Annotated in this window: 20 protein-coding genes and 1 pseudogene; 15 read left to right on the forward strand and 6 right to left on the reverse strand. The window is 67.9% G+C overall.

What is annotated here, in order from left to right:
- The first annotated feature begins 37 nt into the window (after positions 1-37).
- The 9 genes from EJK91_RS09940 to EJK91_RS09980 all read left to right on the forward strand — a co-directional run bounded on the left by EJK91_RS09940 (position 38) and on the right by EJK91_RS09980 (position 8,775).
- Complete coding sequence (locus tag EJK91_RS09940; protein ID WP_125078844.1) at positions 38-802, forward strand: S1 family peptidase; 765 nt, start codon at positions 38-40, stop codon at positions 800-802.
- A 176-nt stretch (positions 803-978) separates the two neighbouring features.
- Entirely contained in the window at positions 979-1,251 is a 273-nt protein-coding gene (locus EJK91_RS09945; RefSeq protein WP_052739966.1) for a sigma factor-like helix-turn-helix DNA-binding protein, read from the forward strand.
- Positions 1,248-2,876, forward strand: coding sequence for a carotenoid oxygenase family protein (locus EJK91_RS09950; RefSeq protein WP_241178672.1), 1,629 nt, complete (start codon positions 1,248-1,250; stop codon positions 2,874-2,876). Before EJK91_RS09945 ends, EJK91_RS09950 begins: the two co-directional genes overlap by 4 nt.
- 94 nt (positions 2,877-2,970) lie before the next feature.
- Complete coding sequence (locus EJK91_RS09955; RefSeq protein WP_036457986.1) at positions 2,971-3,462, forward strand: sigma-70 family RNA polymerase sigma factor; 492 nt, start codon at positions 2,971-2,973, stop codon at positions 3,460-3,462.
- Entirely contained in the window at positions 3,459-4,175 is a 717-nt protein-coding gene (locus EJK91_RS09960) for an anti-sigma factor family protein (protein ID WP_046301981.1), read from the forward strand. Before EJK91_RS09955 ends, EJK91_RS09960 begins: the two co-directional genes overlap by 4 nt.
- A gap of 92 nt (positions 4,176-4,267) precedes the next feature.
- On the forward strand, positions 4,268-6,019 hold the full coding sequence (locus EJK91_RS09965) for a thiamine pyrophosphate-binding protein (protein ID WP_082105801.1): 1,752 nt from the start codon (positions 4,268-4,270) through the stop codon (positions 6,017-6,019).
- Complete coding sequence (locus EJK91_RS09970) at positions 5,997-6,662, forward strand: hypothetical protein (protein ID WP_046301980.1); 666 nt, start codon at positions 5,997-5,999, stop codon at positions 6,660-6,662. The genes EJK91_RS09965 and EJK91_RS09970 overlap by 23 nt, the downstream gene beginning before the upstream one ends.
- Before the next feature lie 8 nt (positions 6,663-6,670).
- Positions 6,671-7,702: a 3-oxoacyl-ACP synthase III family protein gene (locus EJK91_RS09975; RefSeq protein WP_046301979.1), complete on the forward strand. Its 1,032-nt coding sequence runs from the start codon at positions 6,671-6,673 to the stop codon at positions 7,700-7,702.
- On the forward strand, positions 7,699-8,775 hold the full coding sequence (locus EJK91_RS09980; protein ID WP_125078845.1) for a pyridoxal phosphate-dependent aminotransferase: 1,077 nt from the start codon (positions 7,699-7,701) through the stop codon (positions 8,773-8,775). The genes EJK91_RS09975 and EJK91_RS09980 overlap by 4 nt, the downstream gene beginning before the upstream one ends.
- Here the strand turns inward: EJK91_RS09980 and EJK91_RS09985 are convergent.
- From EJK91_RS09985 to EJK91_RS09995, 3 genes and pseudogenes are all read right to left on the reverse strand, one after another.
- The gene (locus tag EJK91_RS09985) at positions 8,735-9,751 is read right to left on the reverse strand and encodes an NAD(P)/FAD-dependent oxidoreductase (protein ID WP_125078846.1); all 1,017 of its coding nucleotides are present in this window, start codon (positions 9,749-9,751) and stop codon (positions 8,735-8,737) included. The two genes, EJK91_RS09980 and EJK91_RS09985, sit on opposite strands and share 41 nt — an antisense overlap.
- Positions 9,748-10,248, reverse strand: coding sequence for an isoprenylcysteine carboxyl methyltransferase family protein (locus EJK91_RS09990; RefSeq protein ID WP_125078847.1), 501 nt, complete (start codon positions 10,246-10,248; stop codon positions 9,748-9,750). Before EJK91_RS09990 ends, EJK91_RS09985 begins: the two co-directional genes overlap by 4 nt.
- A 2-nt stretch (positions 10,249-10,250) precedes the next feature.
- A pseudogene (locus tag EJK91_RS09995) lies at positions 10,251-10,454 on the reverse strand (type III polyketide synthase); the annotation flags it as partial.
- A gap of 175 nt (positions 10,455-10,629) precedes the next feature.
- Here EJK91_RS09995 and EJK91_RS10000 point away from each other — a divergent pair.
- Positions 10,630-12,960 carry an MMPL family transporter gene (locus EJK91_RS10000; protein ID WP_125078849.1) on the forward strand — a complete coding sequence of 777 codons (2,331 nt, stop codon included), beginning with the start codon at positions 10,630-10,632 and terminating at the stop codon, positions 12,958-12,960.
- Here EJK91_RS10000 and EJK91_RS10005 read toward each other — a convergent pair.
- Positions 12,936-14,363: a protein adenylyltransferase SelO gene (locus EJK91_RS10005; RefSeq protein ID WP_125078850.1), complete on the reverse strand. Its 1,428-nt coding sequence runs from the start codon at positions 14,361-14,363 to the stop codon at positions 12,936-12,938. The two genes, EJK91_RS10000 and EJK91_RS10005, sit on opposite strands and share 25 nt — an antisense overlap.
- A gap of 88 nt (positions 14,364-14,451) precedes the next feature.
- On the opposite strand from EJK91_RS10005, the gene EJK91_RS21755 reads away from it, so the two are divergent.
- Positions 14,452-15,237, forward strand: coding sequence for a hypothetical protein (locus EJK91_RS21755; protein ID WP_164517926.1), 786 nt, complete (start codon positions 14,452-14,454; stop codon positions 15,235-15,237).
- A gap of 75 nt (positions 15,238-15,312) precedes the next feature.
- Complete coding sequence (locus EJK91_RS10015) at positions 15,313-15,780, forward strand: hypothetical protein (RefSeq protein ID WP_024442634.1); 468 nt, start codon at positions 15,313-15,315, stop codon at positions 15,778-15,780.
- A gap of 10 nt (positions 15,781-15,790) precedes the next feature.
- Here EJK91_RS10015 and EJK91_RS10020 read toward each other — a convergent pair whose 3' ends face one another.
- Entirely contained in the window at positions 15,791-16,198 is a 408-nt protein-coding gene (locus EJK91_RS10020) for a hypothetical protein (RefSeq protein WP_125078852.1), read from the reverse strand.
- Positions 16,199-16,264: 66 nt separating this feature from the next.
- A complete protein-coding gene (locus EJK91_RS10025; protein ID WP_125078853.1) occupies positions 16,265-17,833 on the reverse strand; it encodes an acyl-CoA carboxylase subunit beta in 1,569 nt (522 codons plus the stop codon).
- 88 nt (positions 17,834-17,921) lie between these two features.
- Between EJK91_RS10025 and EJK91_RS10030 the strand changes: the two genes are divergently transcribed.
- The 3 genes from EJK91_RS10030 (at position 17,922) to EJK91_RS10040 (ending at position 20,906) form a co-directional block, all read left to right on the forward strand.
- Positions 17,922-18,767, forward strand: coding sequence for a class I SAM-dependent methyltransferase (locus EJK91_RS10030; protein ID WP_125078854.1), 846 nt, complete (start codon positions 17,922-17,924; stop codon positions 18,765-18,767).
- 65 nt (positions 18,768-18,832) lie between these two features.
- Complete coding sequence (locus tag EJK91_RS10035; RefSeq protein ID WP_125078886.1) at positions 18,833-19,612, forward strand: acyl-CoA thioesterase; 780 nt, start codon at positions 18,833-18,835, stop codon at positions 19,610-19,612.
- 61 nt (positions 19,613-19,673) lie between these two features.
- Positions 19,674-20,906: a DUF4226 domain-containing protein gene (locus EJK91_RS10040; protein WP_125078855.1), complete on the forward strand. Its 1,233-nt coding sequence runs from the start codon at positions 19,674-19,676 to the stop codon at positions 20,904-20,906.
- Positions 20,907-20,922: the final 16 nt, after the last annotated feature.

The following is a 20,922-nucleotide window of genomic DNA, read 5'->3' on the forward strand; positions in this document are numbered from 1 at the left end:
CCCCCACATACGCCCCACCCTCGGTACCCTCGCCTAAGTGGCCGCCTTTCGACGACTCCCACCCAAAACCCTGTTCAAGCGCCTAGCCATCGCGGGCGGCGTATTAACAGTCCTGGCCGGCATGGTCTGGGTGAGCCGCGCCCAGCCGGTGCAGCAGCTCATCCCGCAGCCGCCGGCCGAGGCGATCGGTCCCGGGGTCGGCATCAATGTGTCCTCTACCGGCAGCTCCGAGGCCACCAGCTGCACCGCGGGTTTCTTGGTACGCAGCAAGGACGGCCGGCCGGGACTGTTGTCGGCGGGGCACTGCAACAAGCCCGGCGGCTCGGGCACGGTGTCCATTCACAACGGTGCGCTGTACCCCACCGTCGGCGCCTTCACCGAGAGCGTCTACGACGGCAAGGATGGCAACAATATCGGCCTGATCACCCTGGACGATCCCGACAAGTTCCCGCTGTCCCCTGAGGTCGATGGACATCCGGTGAGCGGCGTGGCCGAGCGGGTCAACATCGGCGACACGCTCTGTCATTTGGGCGTCCGCAGCGGTGAACCGATGTGCGGACCGGTCTCCGCCAGCGAGAAGGGCAAGGTCAGGTTCGCCGCGGCGACCACCTGCGGCGATTCCGGTGGCCCCGCCTACCGGATGCGCCCCGACGGCACCGCCGAAGCGGTCGGCATCCTCACCGCGGAGTCCGACGGCGAGGATCCCGAGACGGCCTGCGCTGAGCCTCGCGAGTCCTCCGTGGCGCAGCTGATCAAGCCGTGGCTGCAGGCCTGGCAGCTGACGCTGGTCACCACGACGTAAAAAGCCTCTACCGCAGCAGCCCGGCGCGCGCGACACTGAACCGAACGGGACGCTGCGTCGTGTCACCTCCGGGAGGCTGGTGCATGGGTAGAGGAAAACCAACGGAAGAGCGGCACTCGACCGCGGCCGCGCCGCGGCCGGACTCTTCCGCGCGTACGGGCAGGGCCTGAACCGCCATGACCGCAGACGACCAGGCCCGTCCCCGCTTGAGCAGCGCTTCCAGCGCCATGCATCGCGACTTGGCGCCCAACCGGGCTGTGGTCGCCGCCGCGCTGGCGCATCTCTCCGTCGAACACCGCGTCCTGTTACGTCGTGCCTATTACGACGGATGGAGCACCGAGCAGATCGCGGTCGACCTGGAGATCGCGGAAGCCGGCGTGAAGACCCAGCTGCACTACGCGCTACGGACCCTGCAACAGACACTGCGAGATTTGGGAACGGTGCAATGACGTTTGACCACGAGTACGGCATGTGGGATGCCGCCTACGTGCTGGGGTCACTCTCGGAGTCCGACTATCGCGAGTACCAGACGCACCTCGACGAGTGCCCGATGTGCCAGGATGCCGTCTCCGAGCTGTCGGGGATGCCGGCCGTGCTGTCGCTGCTGGATCAAGAGGACTTCGGCGAACTCGACCTGGAATCGCTCGACACCGCAGACGGCGCGTTCAGCGCGGGTCTCGCCGCCGCCGGCGTCATCCGCCAGGTCAACGGCCACGAGTCCGGCGGGTCAGTGGCGGTCCTGCAACCACCGGAGACGGTCTTCGGAGTCTTTCGCCCCGGCAACTACGCTCCGGTCCCCGACGAACTCACGGCGTTCGATCTGCCCGTCGACGGCTACATCCCGCCGGAGCTCAACGGCTGGTATCTGCGCAACGGCCCCAACCCCCGCGAGGCGGGCGGTCACTGGTGCACCGGCGAGGGCATGGTGCACGGGGTTCGGCTGGAGAACGGCCGGGCCGCCTGGTACCGCAACCGCTGGGTGCGCACCGAGAACTTCGACCGCCCCCTGCCGCTGTTCAATCCCGACGGCAGCCGCAACCTGCACTCCAGCGCGGCCAACACCCACGTCATCCGGCACGCCGGCAAAACCCTGGCGCTGATGGATAGCGCATTGCCCTACGAGATCTCCACCGAGCTGGACACCCTCGGCCCCTACGATTTCGCCGGCAAGCTGGTCGATTCCATGGCGCCGCACCCCAAGGTCTGTCCGATCACCGGCGAGTTGCACTTCTTCGGATACGGCGACCTCGCCCGACCGCACATCAACTACTACCGCGCCAGCGCCGACGGCGCGGTCCAGGTTCGTCGTCCCATCGACGTCCCCGGCCTGACGCTGATGCATGACTTCGCGCTGACCGCCCAGCACGTGGTGTTCCTGGACCTGCCGCTGGTGTTCAATCCGCAGGTTGCGCTCACCCGGCGAGTCGAACGCGACCCGCCCTACCGGTGGGACGACGACTACGGCGCCCGCCTCGGGGTGCTGCGTCGCGATGACCCCTACGGTCCGGTTCGCTGGTTCGACATCAACCCGTGTTACGTCTTCCACGTCGCCAACGCGTTCGACGTGGCCTCAGCCCAAGGCAACGCGATCGTGATGCAGGTGGTCCGCTACCCCGAAATCTGGCGCGACAACAGTGATTTCGAGACCGAGGCCGCGCTGTGGCGCTGGACGATCGACCTGGATGCGGGCGTCGTACAGGAGGTTCAGCTCGACGACCGCGACATCGAATTCCCCCGCGTCGACGACCGGCGGGTGGGCGCATCGGCCCGCTACACCGTCGCCGTCGGCACCGACGGGCTGGTCCGCTACGACGTGGCGCGCGACAGCGCCGAGGTCCACCGGTTCGGCAACAACGGCATGGCCGGCGCACCCGACGAGGCGGTGTTCGCACCAGCACCGGGCCAGACCGACGAATCGGCCGGCTGGTACCTGAGCTACGTCTACAGCCCGGTCCGCCAGTGCAGTGAACTGGTGATCCTGGGCGCATCGGACTTCGGCGCCGCCCCCGTCGCGCGGGTGCGACTGCCGCGGCGCGTTCCGCACGGTTTCCACGGGAGTTGGATCCCGGACTGAGCATGAACCCCACGGGCGCCCGCGTCGTGTCACTAGGCAGGAGGTGATCAGCTTGCCGCGCATCGGCATACCGCCAGATCACGAAACCGCGCTGATGAAGGCGCTCTACGACGAGCACGCCGCGGTGCTGTGGCGCTACGCCATGCGCCTGACCGGTGACGCCGCCCGCGCCGAGGACGTCGTGCAGGAGACCCTGCTGCGCGCCTGGCAGCACCCGGAGGTCATCGGCGATACCGCGCGGTCACCACGGGCTTGGATGTGCACCGTGGCGCGCAACATGATCATCGACGAACGCCGCAGCGCCCACTTCCGCAACGTCGTGGCCACCCTCGACGAGTCGACCGCGCCCGAACAACCCACCCGCGACGAGGTGGACACCGCCCTGGACCGGATGTTGATCGGCGACGCCATGACCCACCTGTCGACGGAGCACCGAGCGGTGATCGAACGGTCCTATTACCGTGGGTGGAGTACGGGGCAGATCGCTGCGGACTTGGGGATCGCCGAGGGAACGGTGAAATCACGCCTGCACTACGCGGTGCGGGCTCTGCGACTCGCCCTGCAGGAGATGGGGGTGACACGATGACGTGGCCGCGAGAATTCGGCTCGGCCGGCGGGCCGGTCGACAGTGAGCATCCGTACGCCATGTGGGATGCCGCCTATGTGCTCGGTTCGCTGTCCGCGGCCGACCGTCGCGAGTTCGAGGGACACCTGGCCGGCTGCGCGCAGTGCCGCGACGCCGTCACCGAGATCAGCGGCGTGCCCGCCCTGCTGTCGCAACTCGACGGCAACTGCGTGGCTGCGATCAACGAGGCCGACGCAGCGCCGCCCCCGCCGGCCAACCTGCTGCCGTCCCTGCTGACCGAAGTGCACCGGCGCCGCCGGCGTACCCGACTGCTGACGTGGACGGCATCAGCCGCGGCGGCCGCCGTACTCGGTATCGGGGTCCTGATCGGCATCGGCTCGCCGACCACACCCTCCCCACATCAGGATGCGGTGCCGATGGCCCAAGTGGGGACGACGGCGCTGGCCTCGACGGTCGCGGTCAGGGACGAATCCTGGGGCAGCTACATCGATTTGAGCTGCGTCTGCCTGGCACCGGTGAACGCTCACCACGACACCCTGGCGTTGGTGGTGGTCGGCCGCGACGGCAGCCAGACCCGACTGGCGACTTGGGTTGCCGAACCCGGACACACCGCGACGCCGGCCGGCAGCATCTCGACACCGTCGGATCAGATCGCCTCGGTACAAGTGGTGTCAGCCGACAACGGCCAGGTTCTGCTGGAGCGCACCCTGTAGCGACCCGGGTCATCGACATCTGCCGATGCCTTCGTCGAACCAATCCCGCCCGCAAACCGTGTCAATGACATCGTCACGAGTTAGGCGGGCAGATGTCCAGGATCGCTTCCGTGGTCGATTTCATCGTCGCCCAGCTGGCGGCAATGGGAGTCGGTCACATCTTCGGCGTCGATGGCGCGAACATCGAAGACCTTTACGACGCAGCATATTTTCGTCCCGACATCACGGCGGTGCTGGCCAAGCATGAGTTCTCGGCCGCCACCATGGCCGACGGCTACAGCCGCAGCGGTGCCGGACTGGGGGTAGTCGCCGCAACCTCGGGTGGGGGCGCCCTGAACCTGGTTGCCGGGCTGGGCGAATCATTGGCCAGCCGGGTTCCGGTGCTGGCGCTGGTGGGCCAGGCCCCGAGCACCTTGGACGGTCGAGGAAGTTTCCAAGACACCAGTGGACGCAACGGTGCACTCGACGCGCACGCCTTGTTTTCGGCGGTATCGGTCTTCTGCGAGCGGGTGATGAACCCCGAAGACATCGTGACCGCGCTGCCCCGAGCCATCGCCGCGGCACGCAGCGGCGGACCCGCGGTGCTGTTGCTGCCCAAGGATGTTCAACAGGGTTTCGTCACCGCCAGCCCGTACCGCAACGGCGGCGACAGCGGCGGCGATCCCGGCGTCATCAGCGACCCGCATCCGATCATCCACGCGCTCCGCAACGCCCATGGACCGGTCACGATCATCGCCGGCGAACAGGTGGCCCGAAACGACGCCCGGGCCGAGCTCGAGAACCTGCGGGCACTGCTGCGGGCCCGGGTGGTGTGCGTGCCCGACGCCAAAGATGTCTCCGGCACCTCGGGGCTGGGGTCCTCATCGGCACTGGGCGTGGCCGGCGTCATGGGCCACCCCTCGGTCGCCGAGGCACTGACCGGTAGTGCGGTGTGCCTGGTAGTCGGCACCCGGCTGACGCTGACCGCCCGCGCCGGCCTCGAGGCGGCGCTGAGCTTCATCCACACCGTGTCGATCGGTTCGGCACCGCCGTATGTTCCGTGCACCCACGTGCAGACCGTTGACCTGCGGACATCCCTGCAGTCCATCTGCCGTGCGCTGTCGGGAGCCGGGCGCCCCAGGTGGCTGCGGGTGCCCGAGTCGGTGCCGCACACCGAGTTGACTCCTCCGCCGTACACCGGCCCGGGGGTGCGCTATCGCGAGGCGATGGCCGTGCTGGACCGCGCGTTGCCCGCCGGGACCGACATCGTCGTCGATGCGGGCAACACCGGCGCTGCGGCCATCCACTACCTGCCGGCGCGGCGCGACGGCCGCTTCCTGGCCGCGCTGGGAATGGGCGGAATGGGCTACAGCTTCGGGGCCGGGATCGGGATGGCCTTCGGCCGCGGTCGGCGCACCGTGGTGATCGCCGGCGACGGCGCGTTCTTCATGCACGGCATGGAGATCCACACCGCGGTGCAGCACGGCCTTCCGGTGCTGTTCGTGCTGCTGAACAACAATGCGCACGCCATGTGCGTCACCCGCGAGCAGCTGTTCTACGACGGTTTCTACACCTACAACCGCTTCGCCCACAGCCAGCTCGGTGACGGCCTGGCGTCGATGTTTCCCGGGCTCAGCGCGATTGACGTCGACGACCCGGACACCTTCGCCGCGGTCTTGGCGTCGGCGTTGGACCGTGGGGGGCCCACGGTGATCAGCGTCGAGTGCGCCGCCGACGAGATACCGCCGTTCGCGCCGTTCCTCAATGCCATCGAGGCACCGAAAACCACTGGCCCAGTGGGTCGTAACGGCAAAGTTTCCACGCACAAGGAGGACCACTTCGATGTCGCTACCAGCCCTCGCTGATATCAGCGTTCACGCCGGTACGCCCGAGCCCATCGACGGCTTGGTGCGGGTCGAGACCAGTCCCCGGGAGGTCGCCACCCCGATCATCATGGAGATGATGCACTCGGTCTACCCCCACGACGTGGTGTTCGGCGACTACTGCACCGTCAACGACTACATCGACTGCCCGCCCGACGAGTTGTTCGACTACCTCTCCGATACGCGATGCCTGGAAGAGTGGACCTACAGCCTGCGCGGCTTCACCCCCACCGAAGAATCAGGTCTCTGGCTCGCCTACGACCGACTGGGTTCGGAGACCAAGATCTACACCCGCACCGTCTCCAACCGGGATGCCCTCACGGTGGACTACCACTGCGCCTGGGATCAGCCCGACCACCTGTGGATGATCTACCTGATCCGGATCGTCGACGCCCAGGTCGTGCTGAACAAGCCCGGATCGGTTGTGCTGTGGACCAATTGCCACCACCCGTTCTATGACCACAACCCCTATCCGGACACCGCACCGCCCCAGCGGCCGGTATGGGTCGGCGACTTCTGGGACATGTTCGGTGCCGGCCACCTGCTGGAAATGAAGAATCTGAAGGCGATTGCCGAATACCGGCACCACAACGGCCTGCCGGTCACCCCGTTCTGGATGCGATGAGGCGAAACATGACCCAGCCCGGCGAAACCCCAGTCAGTCTGATCGACGTCTCCAGCTATCTCCCCGGCGAACCCATCGCCGCCGACTACTACACGCAGTACGCCGATTCCGATGCGCTGCGCGACAACCTGATGTTCCGCGCGCCCCGATTCCGCCATCACGTCGGCGAGGACGAGACCGCGGCCGACATGATCGAGCGGGCGGCGCAGGGCATCATCGACCGGCACGGCCGCGAGGTCATCGACAACGTCGACATCTTGATCACCCACACCCAGTTGCCCGACATCCCGTTCTGCGGCGGCGGCGGTGGCATCGCTCACCGGCTGGGGATGCGCCCGTCCACCGTGCTGGATCTGCACAATGGCGGCTGCGCCGCCTTCGTGCTGGGGCTGGGCGTGGCCCGGCAGTTGTTGACCGCCGGAGCGGGCCGCAGCGCATTGATCGCGATCGCCCAGAACGCCGCCGGCCAGGTCTTCGATCAGCCCGCCGTACGAGGAAAACCGCAGGCGTCGGTTCCCGGTGACGGCGCCGCGGTCGGACTGCTCACGCTGTCGGATCACTCCCCGATCCTCGACGTGGAATGCCGCACCTACGGCCAGTACGCCGGCGACATGACCTACCACACCGACCCGCCCCGCAAGTGGTGGCAGCCGGGCCCCGGCGCCGCCTACATCGGCTTCACCGAGGACAAGATCACCAAGGTGCTCGCTCGCGGCAACCGGCAGGTTCCCGAAGTCGCCCTCGCGGTCTGTCATCGCAACGGCCTGTCCGCCAACGATATCGGGCTGTTGGTCACCAATCAGCCCAACCGGGTGTTTCTGCGCAACTGGCGCGAGGCGCTCGAAGTGCCCGAAGCACGCCACGTCGACACCTTCGACGCGTGCGGCAACCTGTTCGGTGCCGGCATCCCGATCAATCTGGATCGAGCGATCTCCCAGAACCGGGTGCAGCCGGGCGAGGTGGTGGTGATGGCGGGCTTCGCCCACGCCGGCGACTTCGCCGGCGCGGCGGCCATCCGGTGGGGCGGACGAACGCGATGACCTCCGCGGCGCACGCCGATTCGGCGACCGCCTACCCGAGCAACGCACTTCGGCCGGCCGTCGATCCATGGGCGTTGTCGCTCAACGAGAGCCCGCTGCCGCCGCTCCCGGCGGTGCGGACGGCACTGGTTGAGTCTATGGCGGCGGCCAACCGCTATCCGGAATTCCTGCCCACCGGGCTACGGCGCCTGGTGGCCGAGCACGCACACGTGGCCGAGGAGAACGTAGCGGTCGGCGCGGGTGCCTCCGGACTGGCCATGCGGGTGCTGCAAGCGTTGACCACTCCCGGGCAGCGGATCGTGCTGAGCACGCCCACTTTCGAGGGATTTCCCGCGTTCGCCCAAATGGCCGGACTCGCGGTCACCGACATCCCGCTCGACAGGTTCGGCCATCAGGACCTGACCGCCATGGCCCGGGCAGCCACCGCTGCCCGGATGGTGGTGGTGTGCCGGCCCCACAACCCGACCGGGACCCTGGAGCCGGTCGCCGATGTCGAACGGCTGGTCGCGAACGTGCCCGCCGACACTCTCGTGCTGCTCGACGAGGCCTACATCGAGTTCGTCGCCCCGGGCCAGCGCATCGACGTCCCGAAGCTCATCGCGCGCTTTCCGAATGTGATTGTGCTGCGCACGTTCTCCAAGGCCTATGGTCTGGCCGGGCTCCGCATCGGCTACGCACTGGCGGCCCCGGAGCTGGCCGCGCGCCTGTGGTCCCTGCAGCTGCCATTCGGTATCGGCGCCGGCTGCACGGTGGCGGTGGCGGCCTCCTACGCGGCCGAGGACCAGCTGCAGCAGCGCATCGCCCATATCGTCGCCGAACGCAGCTATCTGCGCGCCCGGCTGCGGGCCGCGGGGGTGTACACCACCGATTCCCACGCGAACTTTGTGTACCTGCCGGCGACGGGCCGGCCCTGGAGTGCGATCTTCGCCGACAGCGGCCTGCGAGTCCGGGGCTATCCCGACGGCGCCGTGCGCATCACGATCGGCTCCCGTGGCTCCACCCAGATGGTGCTGTCCGCCGTCGAGCAAACACTCAGTGCGCCAGCAGATGCACCGCACACCCGAACGCACTAGGCAGCGCGCACGAGGCGGGGACCAAGGCACGCCGGGCCGGCGGCCAGGAGCTGCTCAGCACCAGGCCGCGGGTGAGCAGGCGATACCGGCGAGTGATCGAGTGCCAGGCGCGCTCATAGGACGAAGGGTTGCCGTCGACGATCGCCGCCACCGCGGCAGCGGCCTGCTTGACGGCCAGGCTGACGCCCTCACCGGTGAGCGCGTCTTCGTAGCCGGCGGCGTCACCGACCAGCAGCACCCGCTCGGCAACGCGCCGCGAAACCAGCTGCCGCATGGGCCCGCAGCCGCGGGCAGGGCCACGTTGGGCGTCGGCGAGGTGGGCGGCCAGGGCCGGAAACCAGTCGAGCTGCGGGCGGTGCGGCGACAAGATGGCCACCCCCACCAAGCCCGGCTCCACCGGCGTCACGTAGGCCTCCCCCCACCGTGACCAGTGCACCTCGACGAACTCCGACCACGCCGGCACCTGGTAGTGCCAGCGCAGCCCATAGCGGCGCGGAGAACCTGCCACACAAGAGATCCCGACGGCGCCGCGAACCACCGAGTGCAGCCCGTCCGCGGCGATCAGCCATTTGGCCCGAATACCACCCGCTGTGACTCCCGCGGCGTCTTGGACCACGTTGTCGACCTTCGTCGCAATCCAGTCGACGTCATTCTGCTTGGCCCGATCGGTCAAGGCGGCATGCAATGTCGTGCGTCGCACGCCGCGTCCCGGGCCGTTGCGAAACGTCGCTTCGGCCCGGCGCTGCTCGTCGAGATAGGCGACGCCGCGCAACGGCATGCCGACCGGGGAAACGCCGAGCGACTCCAGAACGGCCAGCCCGCCCGGCATCAGGCCCTCCCCACAGGCCTTGTCGATCGGGCTGGCCCGGGGATCGGCAACGATCACCGAAAGTCCCTGCTGCCGAGCACATAATGCGGCGGCGAGTCCCCCCGGCCCGCCGCCCACGATCAGCAGGTCGGTGTCGAAGCCGGTCACCGGTACCCCAGCGCGACGTTCTCCACCCGAATCCGCTCCCGCAACACCGCCGCGTTGGCCAGGCTGAACCAGAGCGCGGTCAGCCAGGCGGTGTGGATCAACGGCAGTGCCAACCCCTCGAGTACCACTGCCACATAGTTGGGATGACGGATCCAGCGGTACGGGCCGCCCTGCACCAGCGGGCTTTCCGGCAGAACGATCACCTGAGTATTCCAGCGCCGGCCGAGCGTGCGCACGCACCACCAGCGCAGCACCTGACTCAAGACCGCCACCGCGAACATGGGCCAGCCCAGCCAGGGGATGAACGGCCGGTTCAACACCCACACCTCGGCGACGCAGCTGACCAGCAGCGCAGAGTGGATGCTGACCATCACCGGATAGTGACGGTGTCCGAACTCGACGCCGCCGTTGGCGAACGCCCACCGCGCGTTGCTCTTGGCCAACACCAACTCGATGAGCCGTTCGACGCCCACCGCCAGAACCAGCAAGTAATACATGGCTACCACTCCAACAGTACGAGTTCGGCGGAGAAACCGGGCCCCATCGCGATCATCAACCCAAGAGATCCCGGCGGCGGCGGATCGGAGTCGATGCCGTCGAGGATATCCAGAACCGACACTGAAGACAGGTTCCCATGGTCACGCAACGATTTTCGGGTCGGCGTCAGGACCTCGGGCGGCAGGTGCGGCAAGTTGTCCACGGCCACGGCGGCCACGGTCGGAGTGTTGTCCATGCCGAGGTCACGGTGCCACCGCGGCCGGGGTTCAACGGCACGGCGTAGCCGGCGAATATTGAACGCCCGCGCCGTCCACTACGTATCTTGTCGTTAGGGGTGCCGTCGGTACCTCCGGTGGACCACTTCGGCGGAAGGTCACTACGTGCTGCACCGGATCGCCCTGCTGGCCCTCGCCGCTCCACGCCGCGTCCTGATCCTGGCCGGCCTGGTGATGGTCGCCGCGGCGGTGTTCGGGATTCCCGTCGCCGACAGCCTGTCCGCCGGGGGCTTTCAAGATCCCGGTTCGGAGTCCGCGCAGGCCACCCAGTTGCTCACCGACAAGTTCGGCCAAAGCGACCAGCAGTTGCTGATTCTGGTGAGCTCGCCCGAGGGGGCCGACAGCGAGCGGGCCCGCACGGTAGGCACCGAGATCGCCGACGTGCTGCAGCGCTCGCCGCACGTCTTCAACGTCACCTCGCCATGGACGGATCCGCCGGCTGCGGCTGCCCGACTGACCAGCACCGACGGCTCCGCCGGTCTGATAGTGGCCAACCTGCGCGGCGGCGAGAACGACGCGCAGAAGTATGCCCGCACGCTGGCCGACCAGGTGGCCCACGATCGCGACGGGGTCAGCGTTCGCGCCGGGGGCGGGGCGATGGTCTACGCCCAGATCAATCACCAGAATCAGCATGACCTGTTGCTGATGGAGTCGATCGCGATCCCGTTGAGCTTCGCGGTGCTGGTGTGGGTTTTCGGAGGTCTGCTGGCGGCGGCGTTGCCGGTCGCGCTCGGTGGACTCGCGATCGTCGGCTCGATGGCGGTGCTGCGGCTGATCGCGCTGGGCACCGACGTATCGATATTCGCGATGAACCTCACCACCGCGTTGGGCTTAGCGCTGGCGATCGACTACACCCTGCTGATCATCAACCGCTACCGCGACGAACTGGCCGAGGGTGTCGCCCCCGATCAAGCACTGATCCGAACGATGAGCACCGCCGGGCGCACCGTGCTGTTCTCGGCGATCACCGTCGCGCTGTCGATGGCGGCGATGGCTTTGTTCCCGATGTACTTCCTCAAGTCGTTCGCCTATGCCGGGGTTGCGACGGTGACGTTCGTGGCGATCGCGGCGATCGTGCTGACTCCGGCGGCGATCGCTCTGCTGGGGCCCCGGCTCGACGCACTGAACCTGCGCCGGCCGATTCGCCGGCTGCTGCGGCGGCCCGAACCCGTCGTCAAGCCGATCGAAGAGGGATTCTGGTACCGGTCAACGAGATTCGTCGCCCGCCACGCGGTGCCGATCGGTCTGGCGGTGGTCACCCTGCTGGTGGCGGTCGGAGTACCGTTCCTCGGGGTCAAGTGGGGCTATCCCGACGACCGGGTGCTGCCGCGATCCGCGTCGGCGCACCAGGTCGGTGATGCGCTGCGCCAGGATTTCGCCGACGACTCCGACCGGGCGGTGCCGATCGTGGTTCGTGACGCGAACGGCGTCGCGCCCGAAGAGTTGGATCGTTATGCCGCCGCGCTGTCCCGGGTGCCGGAGGTGTCGTCGGTGTCGGCGCCGACCGGCACCTTTGTCGGCGGCGACCGGGTGGGCGATCCCTCGGCGGCCACCGGGATCAAGGACGACACCGTGCTGCTCACCGTGGCCAGCACCGCCCCGCTGTTTTCTCAGCGTTCCGAAACCCAGCTCGATCTGCTGCATCAGGTGCCGCCACCCGGTCAGCGGACGGTGCAGATGGGCGGGCTGGCACAGATCAACCGCGACAGCGTCACCGCGATCACCGACCGGCTGCCACAGGTGCTGGGGCTGATCGCCGTCATCACCTTCGGGCTGCTGTTCCTGCTGACCGGAAGTCTGGTGTTGCCGATCAAGGCGCTGATCCTCAATGTGTTGTCGCTGGCCGCCGCGTTCGGGGCGCTGGTCTGGATATTCCAGGACGGAAATCTGGGAGCGCTGGGCACGACCCCCACCGGAATGTTGGTCGCCAACGTGCCGGTGTTGCTGTTCTGCATCTCGTTCGGGCTGTCGATGGACTACGAGGTGTTTTTGGTGTCCCGGATCCGGGAGTACTGGCTGGCTTCGGGGCGCACCCGCGCCGACAACGACGAGAGTGTGTCGCAGGGCTTGGCGCATACCGCCCGGGTGATCACCGCAGCGGCACTGATCATGTCGATCTCGTTCGCGGCGCTGATCGCCGCGCAGGTGTCGTTCATGCGCATGCTCGGCCTGGGTCTGACACTGGCGGTGCTGGCCGATGCCACGCTGATCCGGATGGTGTTGGTGCCAGCGTTCATGCACCTGATGGGCCGGTGGAACTGGTGGGCGCCTCGTCCGCTGGCACGGCTGGCGCGGCGTTTCGAGATCAGTGAGAACGGCGGATCAAGGGGCCGCCATGCCGCGCCGCCGGGACTGCGGACCCCGCACGTGGCGTCGCATCATGGCGCGCATCGGGCTGCTGACCGGAGCCGTCAGGTCCCGCAGAAGGTGCGGTAGGACCCGAACTCCGGCGGTGCCGGAGCGGCGTATGCCGCCAAGCCGTCGCGCGGCCGGTAGGGCTCGGCGATCACCTCCAGCAGCTTCTCCACCGGCGATAGGTCGCCGCGCATCGCCGCCGTCAACGCCTGCTCCACCAGGTGATTGCGCGCGATGTAGACCGGATTGACCTGGTCCATCGCGTCGACATCAGGCTGCAGGGCCCGCCAGCGGCCCAGCCAGTCGCCGAACACCGCGGGCAGCGCGCCGGTCTCCCCGCGCCCGGCCGCCGCCAGCTGCCGGAAGAACGAGGTGTAGTCCACCTGGTTGTCGGTCATCAGCGCCAACGCCTGATCGATCAGCGCGGCAGCCTCCACACTGGCGGACAACCCGAATTTCGCCAGCATCCCCGCCGACCAGAGGCCGTGATAGCGCGGCATGAACCCTTCGAGGGTCTCCACCGCCACCGACAGCGCCAGCTCCTCGGTGGCGGCCAGCAGCGGCAGGATGGTCTCGGTGAAGCGGGCCAGGTTCCACTGCGCGACCAGCGGCTGGTTGCCGTAGGCGTAGCGCCCGGCGTGGTCGATGGAGCTGAACACCGTCGCCGGATCGTAGGCCTCCATGAAGGCACACGGCCCGTAGTCGATGGTCTCCCCGGAGATGGTCATATTGTCGGTGTTCATCACTCCGTGTACGAATCCGACCAGCATCCAGCGGGCGATCAGCGAGGCCTGAGCTTCGACGACCGCTTGAAACAGTGCGAGGTAAGGGTTTTCGGCCTGCGCGGCGCCGGGGTAATGCCGGGCGATCGCGTAGTCGGCCAACCGGCGCAGCAACCCCAGGTCACCGGTGGCGCGGGCCTGCTGGGCGACCAGCTGGAAACTGCCGACCCGCAGGTGGCTGGCCGCAACGCGGGTCAGCACCGCCCCGGGCACCGGGGCCTCGCGTTGCACCTGGGCTCCGGTGGCGACCACCGCCAAAGACCGGGTGGTGGGAATCCCCAGCGCGTGCATGGCTTCGCTGATGACGTATTCGCGCAGCATCGGCCCGACCACGGCCAAACCGTCGCCGCCGCGCGCGAACGGAGTCGGCCCGGAACCCTTGAGGTGGATGTCGCGCCGGTGCTCGCCGTTGAGTTCGCCGAGCAGCAGGGCGCGGCCGTCGCCGAGCAGGGGCACGTAGTTGCCGAACTGGTGTCCGGCATAGGCCTGGGCCACCGGAGTGGCGCCGTCAGGAACGTCGCTACCGGTCAACAGGTTTAGACCGTCAGAGCTTTTCAGCCAGGCCGGATCCAAGCCCAGTTCGGCGGCCAGGCCCTCGTTGAGCACCAGCAGCTTCGGCTCCGGTGGAGTGGCGGCCTGCCAGGGCCGCGCCAGTTCGGGCAACTCGCGGGCAAAGTCGGCGGTCAGAATCGGAGACGCCATCTGGCCAGCCTACGCAACGGGGGCTTTCGCGGGTTCCGGTCGCAGCCGCCGTATACGCACCTGGGCGGCGACCGCTACCGTTGCCACGGTGACGGGACGGCGCCGCTGGGAGACGCTGACGACGGCTGCATGGCGGATCGGGACCGTTGTCGTCGTCGCCGCGATCTTCATCGGCCTGTACCAGGTGAATCGCACCCATCCGGCGCGCCCCGTGGTGCCGGTCCCGATGGCGCACGCGATCGGGCCCGGTATCGGCATCAACGTCTCCCCCGACGACGACCAAGCCGCTATCAGTTGCACCACCGGATTCCTGGTGCACACCCGCGACGGCCGGCCCGGACTCCTGGTGGCCGGGCACTGCAACCCGGGCGGCGGCCCCGGGCAGGTGGTGATCCGGCACGGCGGCGCGTTCGCCTATCGCACCATCGGCACCTTCACCGAGACCGTCAACGATGGCAGCAACTGGGATGACTACGACATCGGACTGATCACCCTGGACGATCCGGGCAAGATTCCCTTGACTTCGGTCATCGATGGACATCCGGTGGTCGGGGTAGCCGAATATGTGTCGGCCGGTGATGTGCTGTGTCACTACGGAATCCGCAGCGGCGGACCGCTGTGCGGGCCGGTAGTGGCCAGCGAGGCCAACAAGGTCCGGTTTGAAGCCGGCGGCACCTGCGGAGACTCCGGCGGGCCCGTCTACCGACTGCGCGAAGACGGCTCCGCCGAGGCGGTCGGCATCTACATCGCGGTGTCCGACGGCACCTACTCCGAGCCCAAGTGCGAAGACCCGCACCCCTTCTCGATAGCCCAGACCATCACACCGTGGCTGTCGGCCTGGGACCTGACTTTGGACACCACCACCGGCCGCTGACACGGCCGCAGCGGTACTGGCGGCGGCCACCCAATGCTCGTAACGTGGTGAAACCAGGTCCAGGAGGGCAGTGCGATGAGTGTGTCAGAACAATCTTCGGCCCGGACGCGGATGTTCGCCCGCGTGATCGGCCCGTTCCTACTGATCCTCACTTCGACCGCGATATTTCGCGCCCCGCAGGTGTGGGAACGAGTCTCGGACTACGGGACCGACCCGTTGTTGTTGTGGGTGGCCGGGGCGTTCACGCTATTGGCCGGCCTGGTCGTGGTGGCATTTCACCCGTATTGGCGCGGCGCGGCGGCGATCTTCGTGTCGGTGACGGGCTGGATCACCGCGATCAAAGGATTCGCACTGAGCGTGTTTCCCGACGCCGGGATGTCGACGGCAAACATTGCGATGCGCGCCGAAGGCTGGGCGCGCGCCGCCTACGTGCTGTTCGCACTGATCGGGCTGTATCTGACCTATGTCGGGTGGGCGCCGTCGCACAACCGGCCGGCGCCGCAACCGGCCAGCGGAGATCGGAATCTGCGCTCGGCTGCGTGACACGCCACCGCTAGCGGGTTGCCACCGCGCGAATTTCCCGCAACAAATGGTTCGTCGCGACGACGTGCAGCCGCGTCCCGATGACCAGGGCGCGATAGATGCCGCCGTGAAGTCCGGGGAAGGTTCCGTAGCTGTGGGCGTGGATGCGCGTTGCGTCCGCCTGGTCGTCGGTGAGTTCGAACACCAGCCGGTAGCGCGAGAAGCGATGCTGCCCGGCAAGTTCAAGACGTTGCAGCTCAACACTTTCAACCACTTCGAAGCCGGCGCGGGGCTGCAACCCGAGCGGCGCGAGCAGTGGATTGCGTTCGTTGGCGGCCAACATGGCCTCGACATAGCGCCGCAGGGCGCTCCACACCACGGTGCGCGGCGCGTCTATCCGCCGCGTGTGCTCATCGATGTAGGGCAGGTCGATGGTCATGCGAATCACCTTGTCTGGTTCGGGGTGTGCCGAAATGCGTCGGATGCCACACAACGGCGCGGCTCTTTAGAACGTGTCGACGAACCTCCGCGGTGGCAGGTCGCGGCCGAACCCGGCGGACGCCGCCAGGGTGGCGATGATCAAGCCGCGCGTCTCCGCGGGGTCGATGACATCATCGATCTCGAAAAGAGTTGCGGCGTTGAGCGCTTTAGCATTCTCCTGTGCGATGGCGGTGGCGTGGCGGACGCGTTCCTCGCGCTCATCGGGATCGGCGATGGCGTCGAGTTCCTTACGCAGCCCCAGCCGGACCGCACCTTCGAGTCCCATCGGCCCCAGATGCGCGCCCGGCCAGGCGACGGTCAGCAGCGGTTCGTGGAGACTGCCGCCCATCATGGCCTGGGCGCCCAAGCCGTAGCCGCGCCGCAGGATGACCGCGATCAGCGGCACCCGCAGCGCCGCGCCGGCCACCAACAGCCGAGAAGCCCTTCGCACCAGCGCTTCTGCTTCAGCGGCAGGACCGACCATATAGCCGGGGCAGTCGACCAGCGACACGATGGGCAGCCCGAAGGCGTCGCATAACTGCAGGAAACGTGCGGCCTTGTCGGAGGCGGCAGCGGTGATGGCCCCGGCCATCACCATGGTGTTGTTGCCGATGATCCCGAGCGGCCGGCCGTCGATACGAGCCAGGGCGGTGACCATCTCGGGCGCGAACTTCTCCCGCAGGAACGTCACCGAGTCAACGTCGGCGATGGTCTCGATGATCGGCTTGAGCGGGTAGGCGCGCCGTGCCCGCTCGGGGATCATGCTGCGCAAGGCGTTCTGGTCTGCCACCACGCCGGGGGCGGTAGCGCCTTGGAAGTAGCCGAGGACTTGCTTGGTCACCGCGACGGCCTCGGCTTCATCGGCCACCACCACGTCGACGACGCCGTTGGGTGCCTGCACCGACAACGGGCCCACGTCATCGGGTGCGACGTGGCCCAGTCCGCCGCCGGCGATCATCGCCGGGCCCGCCATGCCGATCGAGGTGTCCGCGGTCGCGATGATCAGATCCGAGACGCCGGCGATCACCGCGTTGCCGGCGAAGCAGCGGCCTTTGACCACCGCGATACGCGGCACCAGACCGGACAGCTTGGCCCACAAAGCGAAAGCCGGAACGTCGAGTGACGACACCGTCGGATAATCGGTGTCACCGGGCCGGCCACCGCCGCCCTCGGCAAAGAAGACGGTGGGCAGGCGCATCCGTTCGATGAGCTCGAACAGACGGTCCTTCTTGAAGTGGCCGACCGCGCCCTGCGTTCCCGCCAAGACGGTGTAGTCGTAGGACAACACGGCGCAGGCGCCGCGTTCGGGTCCAAACAGTGCGCCGTTGATGGTGGCCGTTCCCCCCAGCAGGCCGTCGCCGGGGGTGTTGGCAATGAGGTCGTCGATGTCACGGCGAGCGCGTTGGGCTGCGATCGCGAACCGCCCGTACTCCACGAAGGTGCCGGGGTCGACCAGGTCGGCGATGTTCTCGCGGGCCGTACGGCCCCCGGCGGCGTGCCGGCGTTGCACTGCCTGCGGGCGGGCGGTGTCCTCGGTCAGCGCGCGACGACGCACCAGCTCGAGGTGATCGTCACGCAGCGGAGCGTCGGCCATGTGGGATTCCTTCGCCGGGGTGTTGACCTAGACCAACATCATGGGCCGCGCGGCGTCCACCCCGACTTTCGGCCCCTACCCTGAGGGCATGGCGAACGAGGAACAGCAGCAGGCCTGGGCGGCCCAGGGTATCGACTGGGTGGACAACGCAGCGATCTTCGAGGCGGTGCTGGCACCGTTCGCCGACGCGGTCCTGCAGGCCGCCGGCATCACTGCTGGTGAGCGGGTGCTCGACATCGGCTGCGGCTCGGGCACCTTGCTGCAGCGCGCGGCGACCCTGGGCGCCGTTCCGTTCGGCGTGGACATCTCCGAGCCGATGGCACAGGCGGCGCGCCGGCGGGTACCGGCGGCCACCGTGATACTCGGCGACGCCCAGACCATCGACCTGCGCGCGGCCGCGGACGGGTCCTCGTTCGACCGGGTCGTCTCCCGGTTCGGGGTGATGTTCTTCGACGATCCGGTGGCCGCATTCACCAACATCCGCCGCGCGGCGGCTCCGAGTTCCCGGCTGGCGTTCGTGTGCTGGCGCGAGGGCGACAATCCGATGTTCACTGCGGGCATCGACGTCCTGGCCGCCAAGTTGGAGACTCCTCCGGCTGCGCTGGATCCCACGACGCCCGGCCCGCTGGCCTTCGGCAATCCCGAGCGGGTGCGCGCCGTCCTGTCCGACGCCGGCTGGAGCGACATCGGGTTGGAACCGTTCGACGGGACCTGCAATTTCGGGATCGGCGGTAGCGATGGCGTCGAAGAACGGCTGGCGTTGATCCTGGCCAACCGCACCGGGCAGCAGGCCCGCGCCGAACTGGAGACCAGGCTGGGCGCCGACGGCTGGGCCGGCGTGGTCGAGGAGCTGCGTGACGAGCTGCGCCGGCAGCGGATCGACGGTGTGGTGCAGTTCCCGGGCCGCACCTGGGTGGTCACCGCGATAGCGTGACCGATGTCGTTCCACCCACCCGAAGGATCTCCGTGACCGCCTCCTCGCACCCCTTCGACCGTGCCATGCAGCTCGAGACCGTCGACGCCGGGACTTTTCGTGGTGTGACCCAGCCGGAGTGGGCCAACATGGTCGGGCCGTTCGGCGGGATCACCGCGGCGGTGTTGCTGCGCGCGGTCGAATTGCACCCCGAGCGCATCGGCGATCCGCTGGCGCTGTCCGTCAACTTCGCCGCGCCGATCGCCGACGGCGAGTTCGACATCTGCGTGCGCGCCGCCCGGACCAACCGTAGTAACCAGCATTGGGTGCTCGAGCTGCGCCAGGGTGACGAGGTCAGAACCACCGCGACCGCGCTGTTCGGCCTGCATCGCGACACCTGGGCCGACGACGAAAGCCACCCGCCGAGCACGCCCGCTCCCGAGGACGTCGCCCCCGGCCGGTTCGTCGATGCCATCGTCTGGGCCAAGCGCTACGACATGCGCTTCACCGACGGCCCGGTGCCACTCAGGGCCGTAGCGCCCAGCGCATCGTCGACCACCACATTGTGGGTGCGCGACGCCGAGGACCGGCCGCTGGACTTCGCGGCGTTGGCGTGCCTGTCGGACGTGTTCTTCCCTCGGGTGTTCTTGCGCAGCGGCCGGTTCCTGCCGGCCGGCACCATCTCGCTGACCACCTATTTTCACGCCGACCAGAGTGAAATTGATTCGCTCGGAAGCGATTTCCTGCTGGCCAGCGCGCACGCCAATCGATTTTCACGCGGCTACTTCGATCAAAGCGCGCACCTGTGGTCTCGGGCGGGCCGGCTGCTGGCCAGCACGCATCAGCTGGTGTACTTCAAGAACTGACGCTCAAGACGCGGCCTCGGGTGAATACCGGAATCGCCGTCGCTGAACTAGCGTCGCGGGTATGCCCGAGGAACTCGGCGCCCACGCCGATGCCGCGCGAGCACGCGAGGATGTCCTGGCGCGGCGACTGCAGAGATCCACCCAGGCCGACCGGGCTTTCCTGGCGACGGTGCGCGGTGCCACGCAGGTGGCCCTGCGGGGTCGCACACGACTCGACGGCATCGAGGCCGAGATCCGCGAGGCGTTAGCCCACAATCGCGCGTCGGCGTTGAACACACCCGCGGGAGCCCGGCAGTTCCAGCGGTTCCTGACCGCCAAGACCCGCGACATTCATCAGGTGATCGCCGACACCGTCGTGGACAGCCACGCCCGTGCGCAGGCAGTGCACTCGCTGGGCGGCGGTTACGTGACCGAGGACCCTCGCAGGCGCGGCGTCCAAACCGTCGACTACGTCACGAACAAACGGTCGCCGGCAACCGCCGATGAGCGCCGGCTCAATCAGATCGATGCCTTCCGGGAGTCCTTCGGCCGCGACCCGATATCGACCTCGGACTGGGCGACTGCGGCCGCCCTGGATCCGGAGACGTACGACCCGAAATTCCAGGGGGTGCAATCCGAGATCCGGGTGGCCCGGATAGATCCGGTGCCCGGACAGGGCGTGGTGCGCGCGTCGCAGTGGATCCCGCAGCGCGATGTCAAGAGCGGCTTCTTTTCTCGCGACTTCGGCAACAATCGTGGACCCGATGCGCGCTTTGATCCCGAGGACACCAAGGTCACCACCTACATCGACTACGAGAACGGCATCGTGGTGATGCGACAGAACCCCTCGGTCGAACTCAACGGCAGTGGCGGCCCCGGCAAAGTGGCAGTCGGTGTGCCACAGGGCAGCATCTGGCAAGCCCCGGATGGATCGGTGCGCATCAAGTACGACGCGGGGAACCCACTGGTGCCCGGCTTCACGACGGACGCGCACGGACCACTGCGTGACAATCGGCTCAGCGTCAACGGCGATCTGGTGTTCACCCCGGGACACGACGGCGTCTACATCGACGGGACCCGTACCAATTATCCGTCGCTGGAGGTCTACCAGGATCTGCCGAATGGCAGTACCCACACGGTGTTGATCGATCCGGCGCACTCGGGTAATACCTGGCTGGGCCCGGTCACCAATCTGCCGATCCACCACGAGGTCGGTGTCGGCAGTTCTCGGTTCGCCGCGTTCGACGACGCGGCGGCTCGTGATTTCGGGCCGGTCTATGCGCCGCCATCCGTCTCGTCGAGACCAATCAGCTAAGCGCCGTCGAAGGAGC

The sequence above is a fragment of the Mycobacterium sp. P7213 genome, from assembly GCF_900604305.1.
Taxonomy (GTDB): domain Bacteria; phylum Actinomycetota; class Actinomycetes; order Mycobacteriales; family Mycobacteriaceae; genus Mycobacterium.

Coding starts and splice junctions, on each gene's coding strand:
- EJK91_RS09945 (WP_052739966.1), top strand. CDS start 979: ATGACCGCAGACGACCAGGCCCGTCCCCGCTTGAGCAGCGCTTCCAGC.
- EJK91_RS09950 (WP_241178672.1), top strand. CDS start 1,248: ATGACGTTTGACCACGAGTACGGCATGTGGGATGCCGCCTACGTGCTG.
- EJK91_RS09955 (WP_036457986.1), top strand. CDS start 2,971: ATGAAGGCGCTCTACGACGAGCACGCCGCGGTGCTGTGGCGCTACGCC.
- EJK91_RS09960 (WP_046301981.1), top strand. CDS start 3,459: ATGACGTGGCCGCGAGAATTCGGCTCGGCCGGCGGGCCGGTCGACAGT.
- EJK91_RS09965 (WP_082105801.1), top strand. CDS start 4,268: ATGTCCAGGATCGCTTCCGTGGTCGATTTCATCGTCGCCCAGCTGGCG.
- EJK91_RS09970 (WP_046301980.1), top strand. CDS start 5,997: ATGTCGCTACCAGCCCTCGCTGATATCAGCGTTCACGCCGGTACGCCC.
- EJK91_RS09975 (WP_046301979.1), top strand. CDS start 6,671: ATGACCCAGCCCGGCGAAACCCCAGTCAGTCTGATCGACGTCTCCAGC.
- EJK91_RS09980 (WP_125078845.1), top strand. CDS start 7,699: ATGACCTCCGCGGCGCACGCCGATTCGGCGACCGCCTACCCGAGCAAC.
- EJK91_RS09990 (WP_125078847.1), bottom strand. CDS start 10,248: ATGTATTACTTGCTGGTTCTGGCGGTGGGCGTCGAACGGCTCATCGAG.
- EJK91_RS10005 (WP_125078850.1), bottom strand. CDS start 14,363: ATGGCGTCTCCGATTCTGACCGCCGACTTTGCCCGCGAGTTGCCCGAA.
- EJK91_RS10015 (WP_024442634.1), top strand. CDS start 15,313: ATGAGTGTGTCAGAACAATCTTCGGCCCGGACGCGGATGTTCGCCCGC.
- EJK91_RS10020 (WP_125078852.1), bottom strand. CDS start 16,198: ATGACCATCGACCTGCCCTACATCGATGAGCACACGCGGCGGATAGAC.
- EJK91_RS10025 (WP_125078853.1), bottom strand. CDS start 17,833: ATGGCCGACGCTCCGCTGCGTGACGATCACCTCGAGCTGGTGCGTCGT.
- EJK91_RS10030 (WP_125078854.1), top strand. CDS start 17,922: ATGGCGAACGAGGAACAGCAGCAGGCCTGGGCGGCCCAGGGTATCGAC.
- EJK91_RS10035 (WP_125078886.1), top strand. CDS start 18,833: ATGCAGCTCGAGACCGTCGACGCCGGGACTTTTCGTGGTGTGACCCAG.
- EJK91_RS10040 (WP_125078855.1), top strand. CDS start 19,674: ATGCCCGAGGAACTCGGCGCCCACGCCGATGCCGCGCGAGCACGCGAG.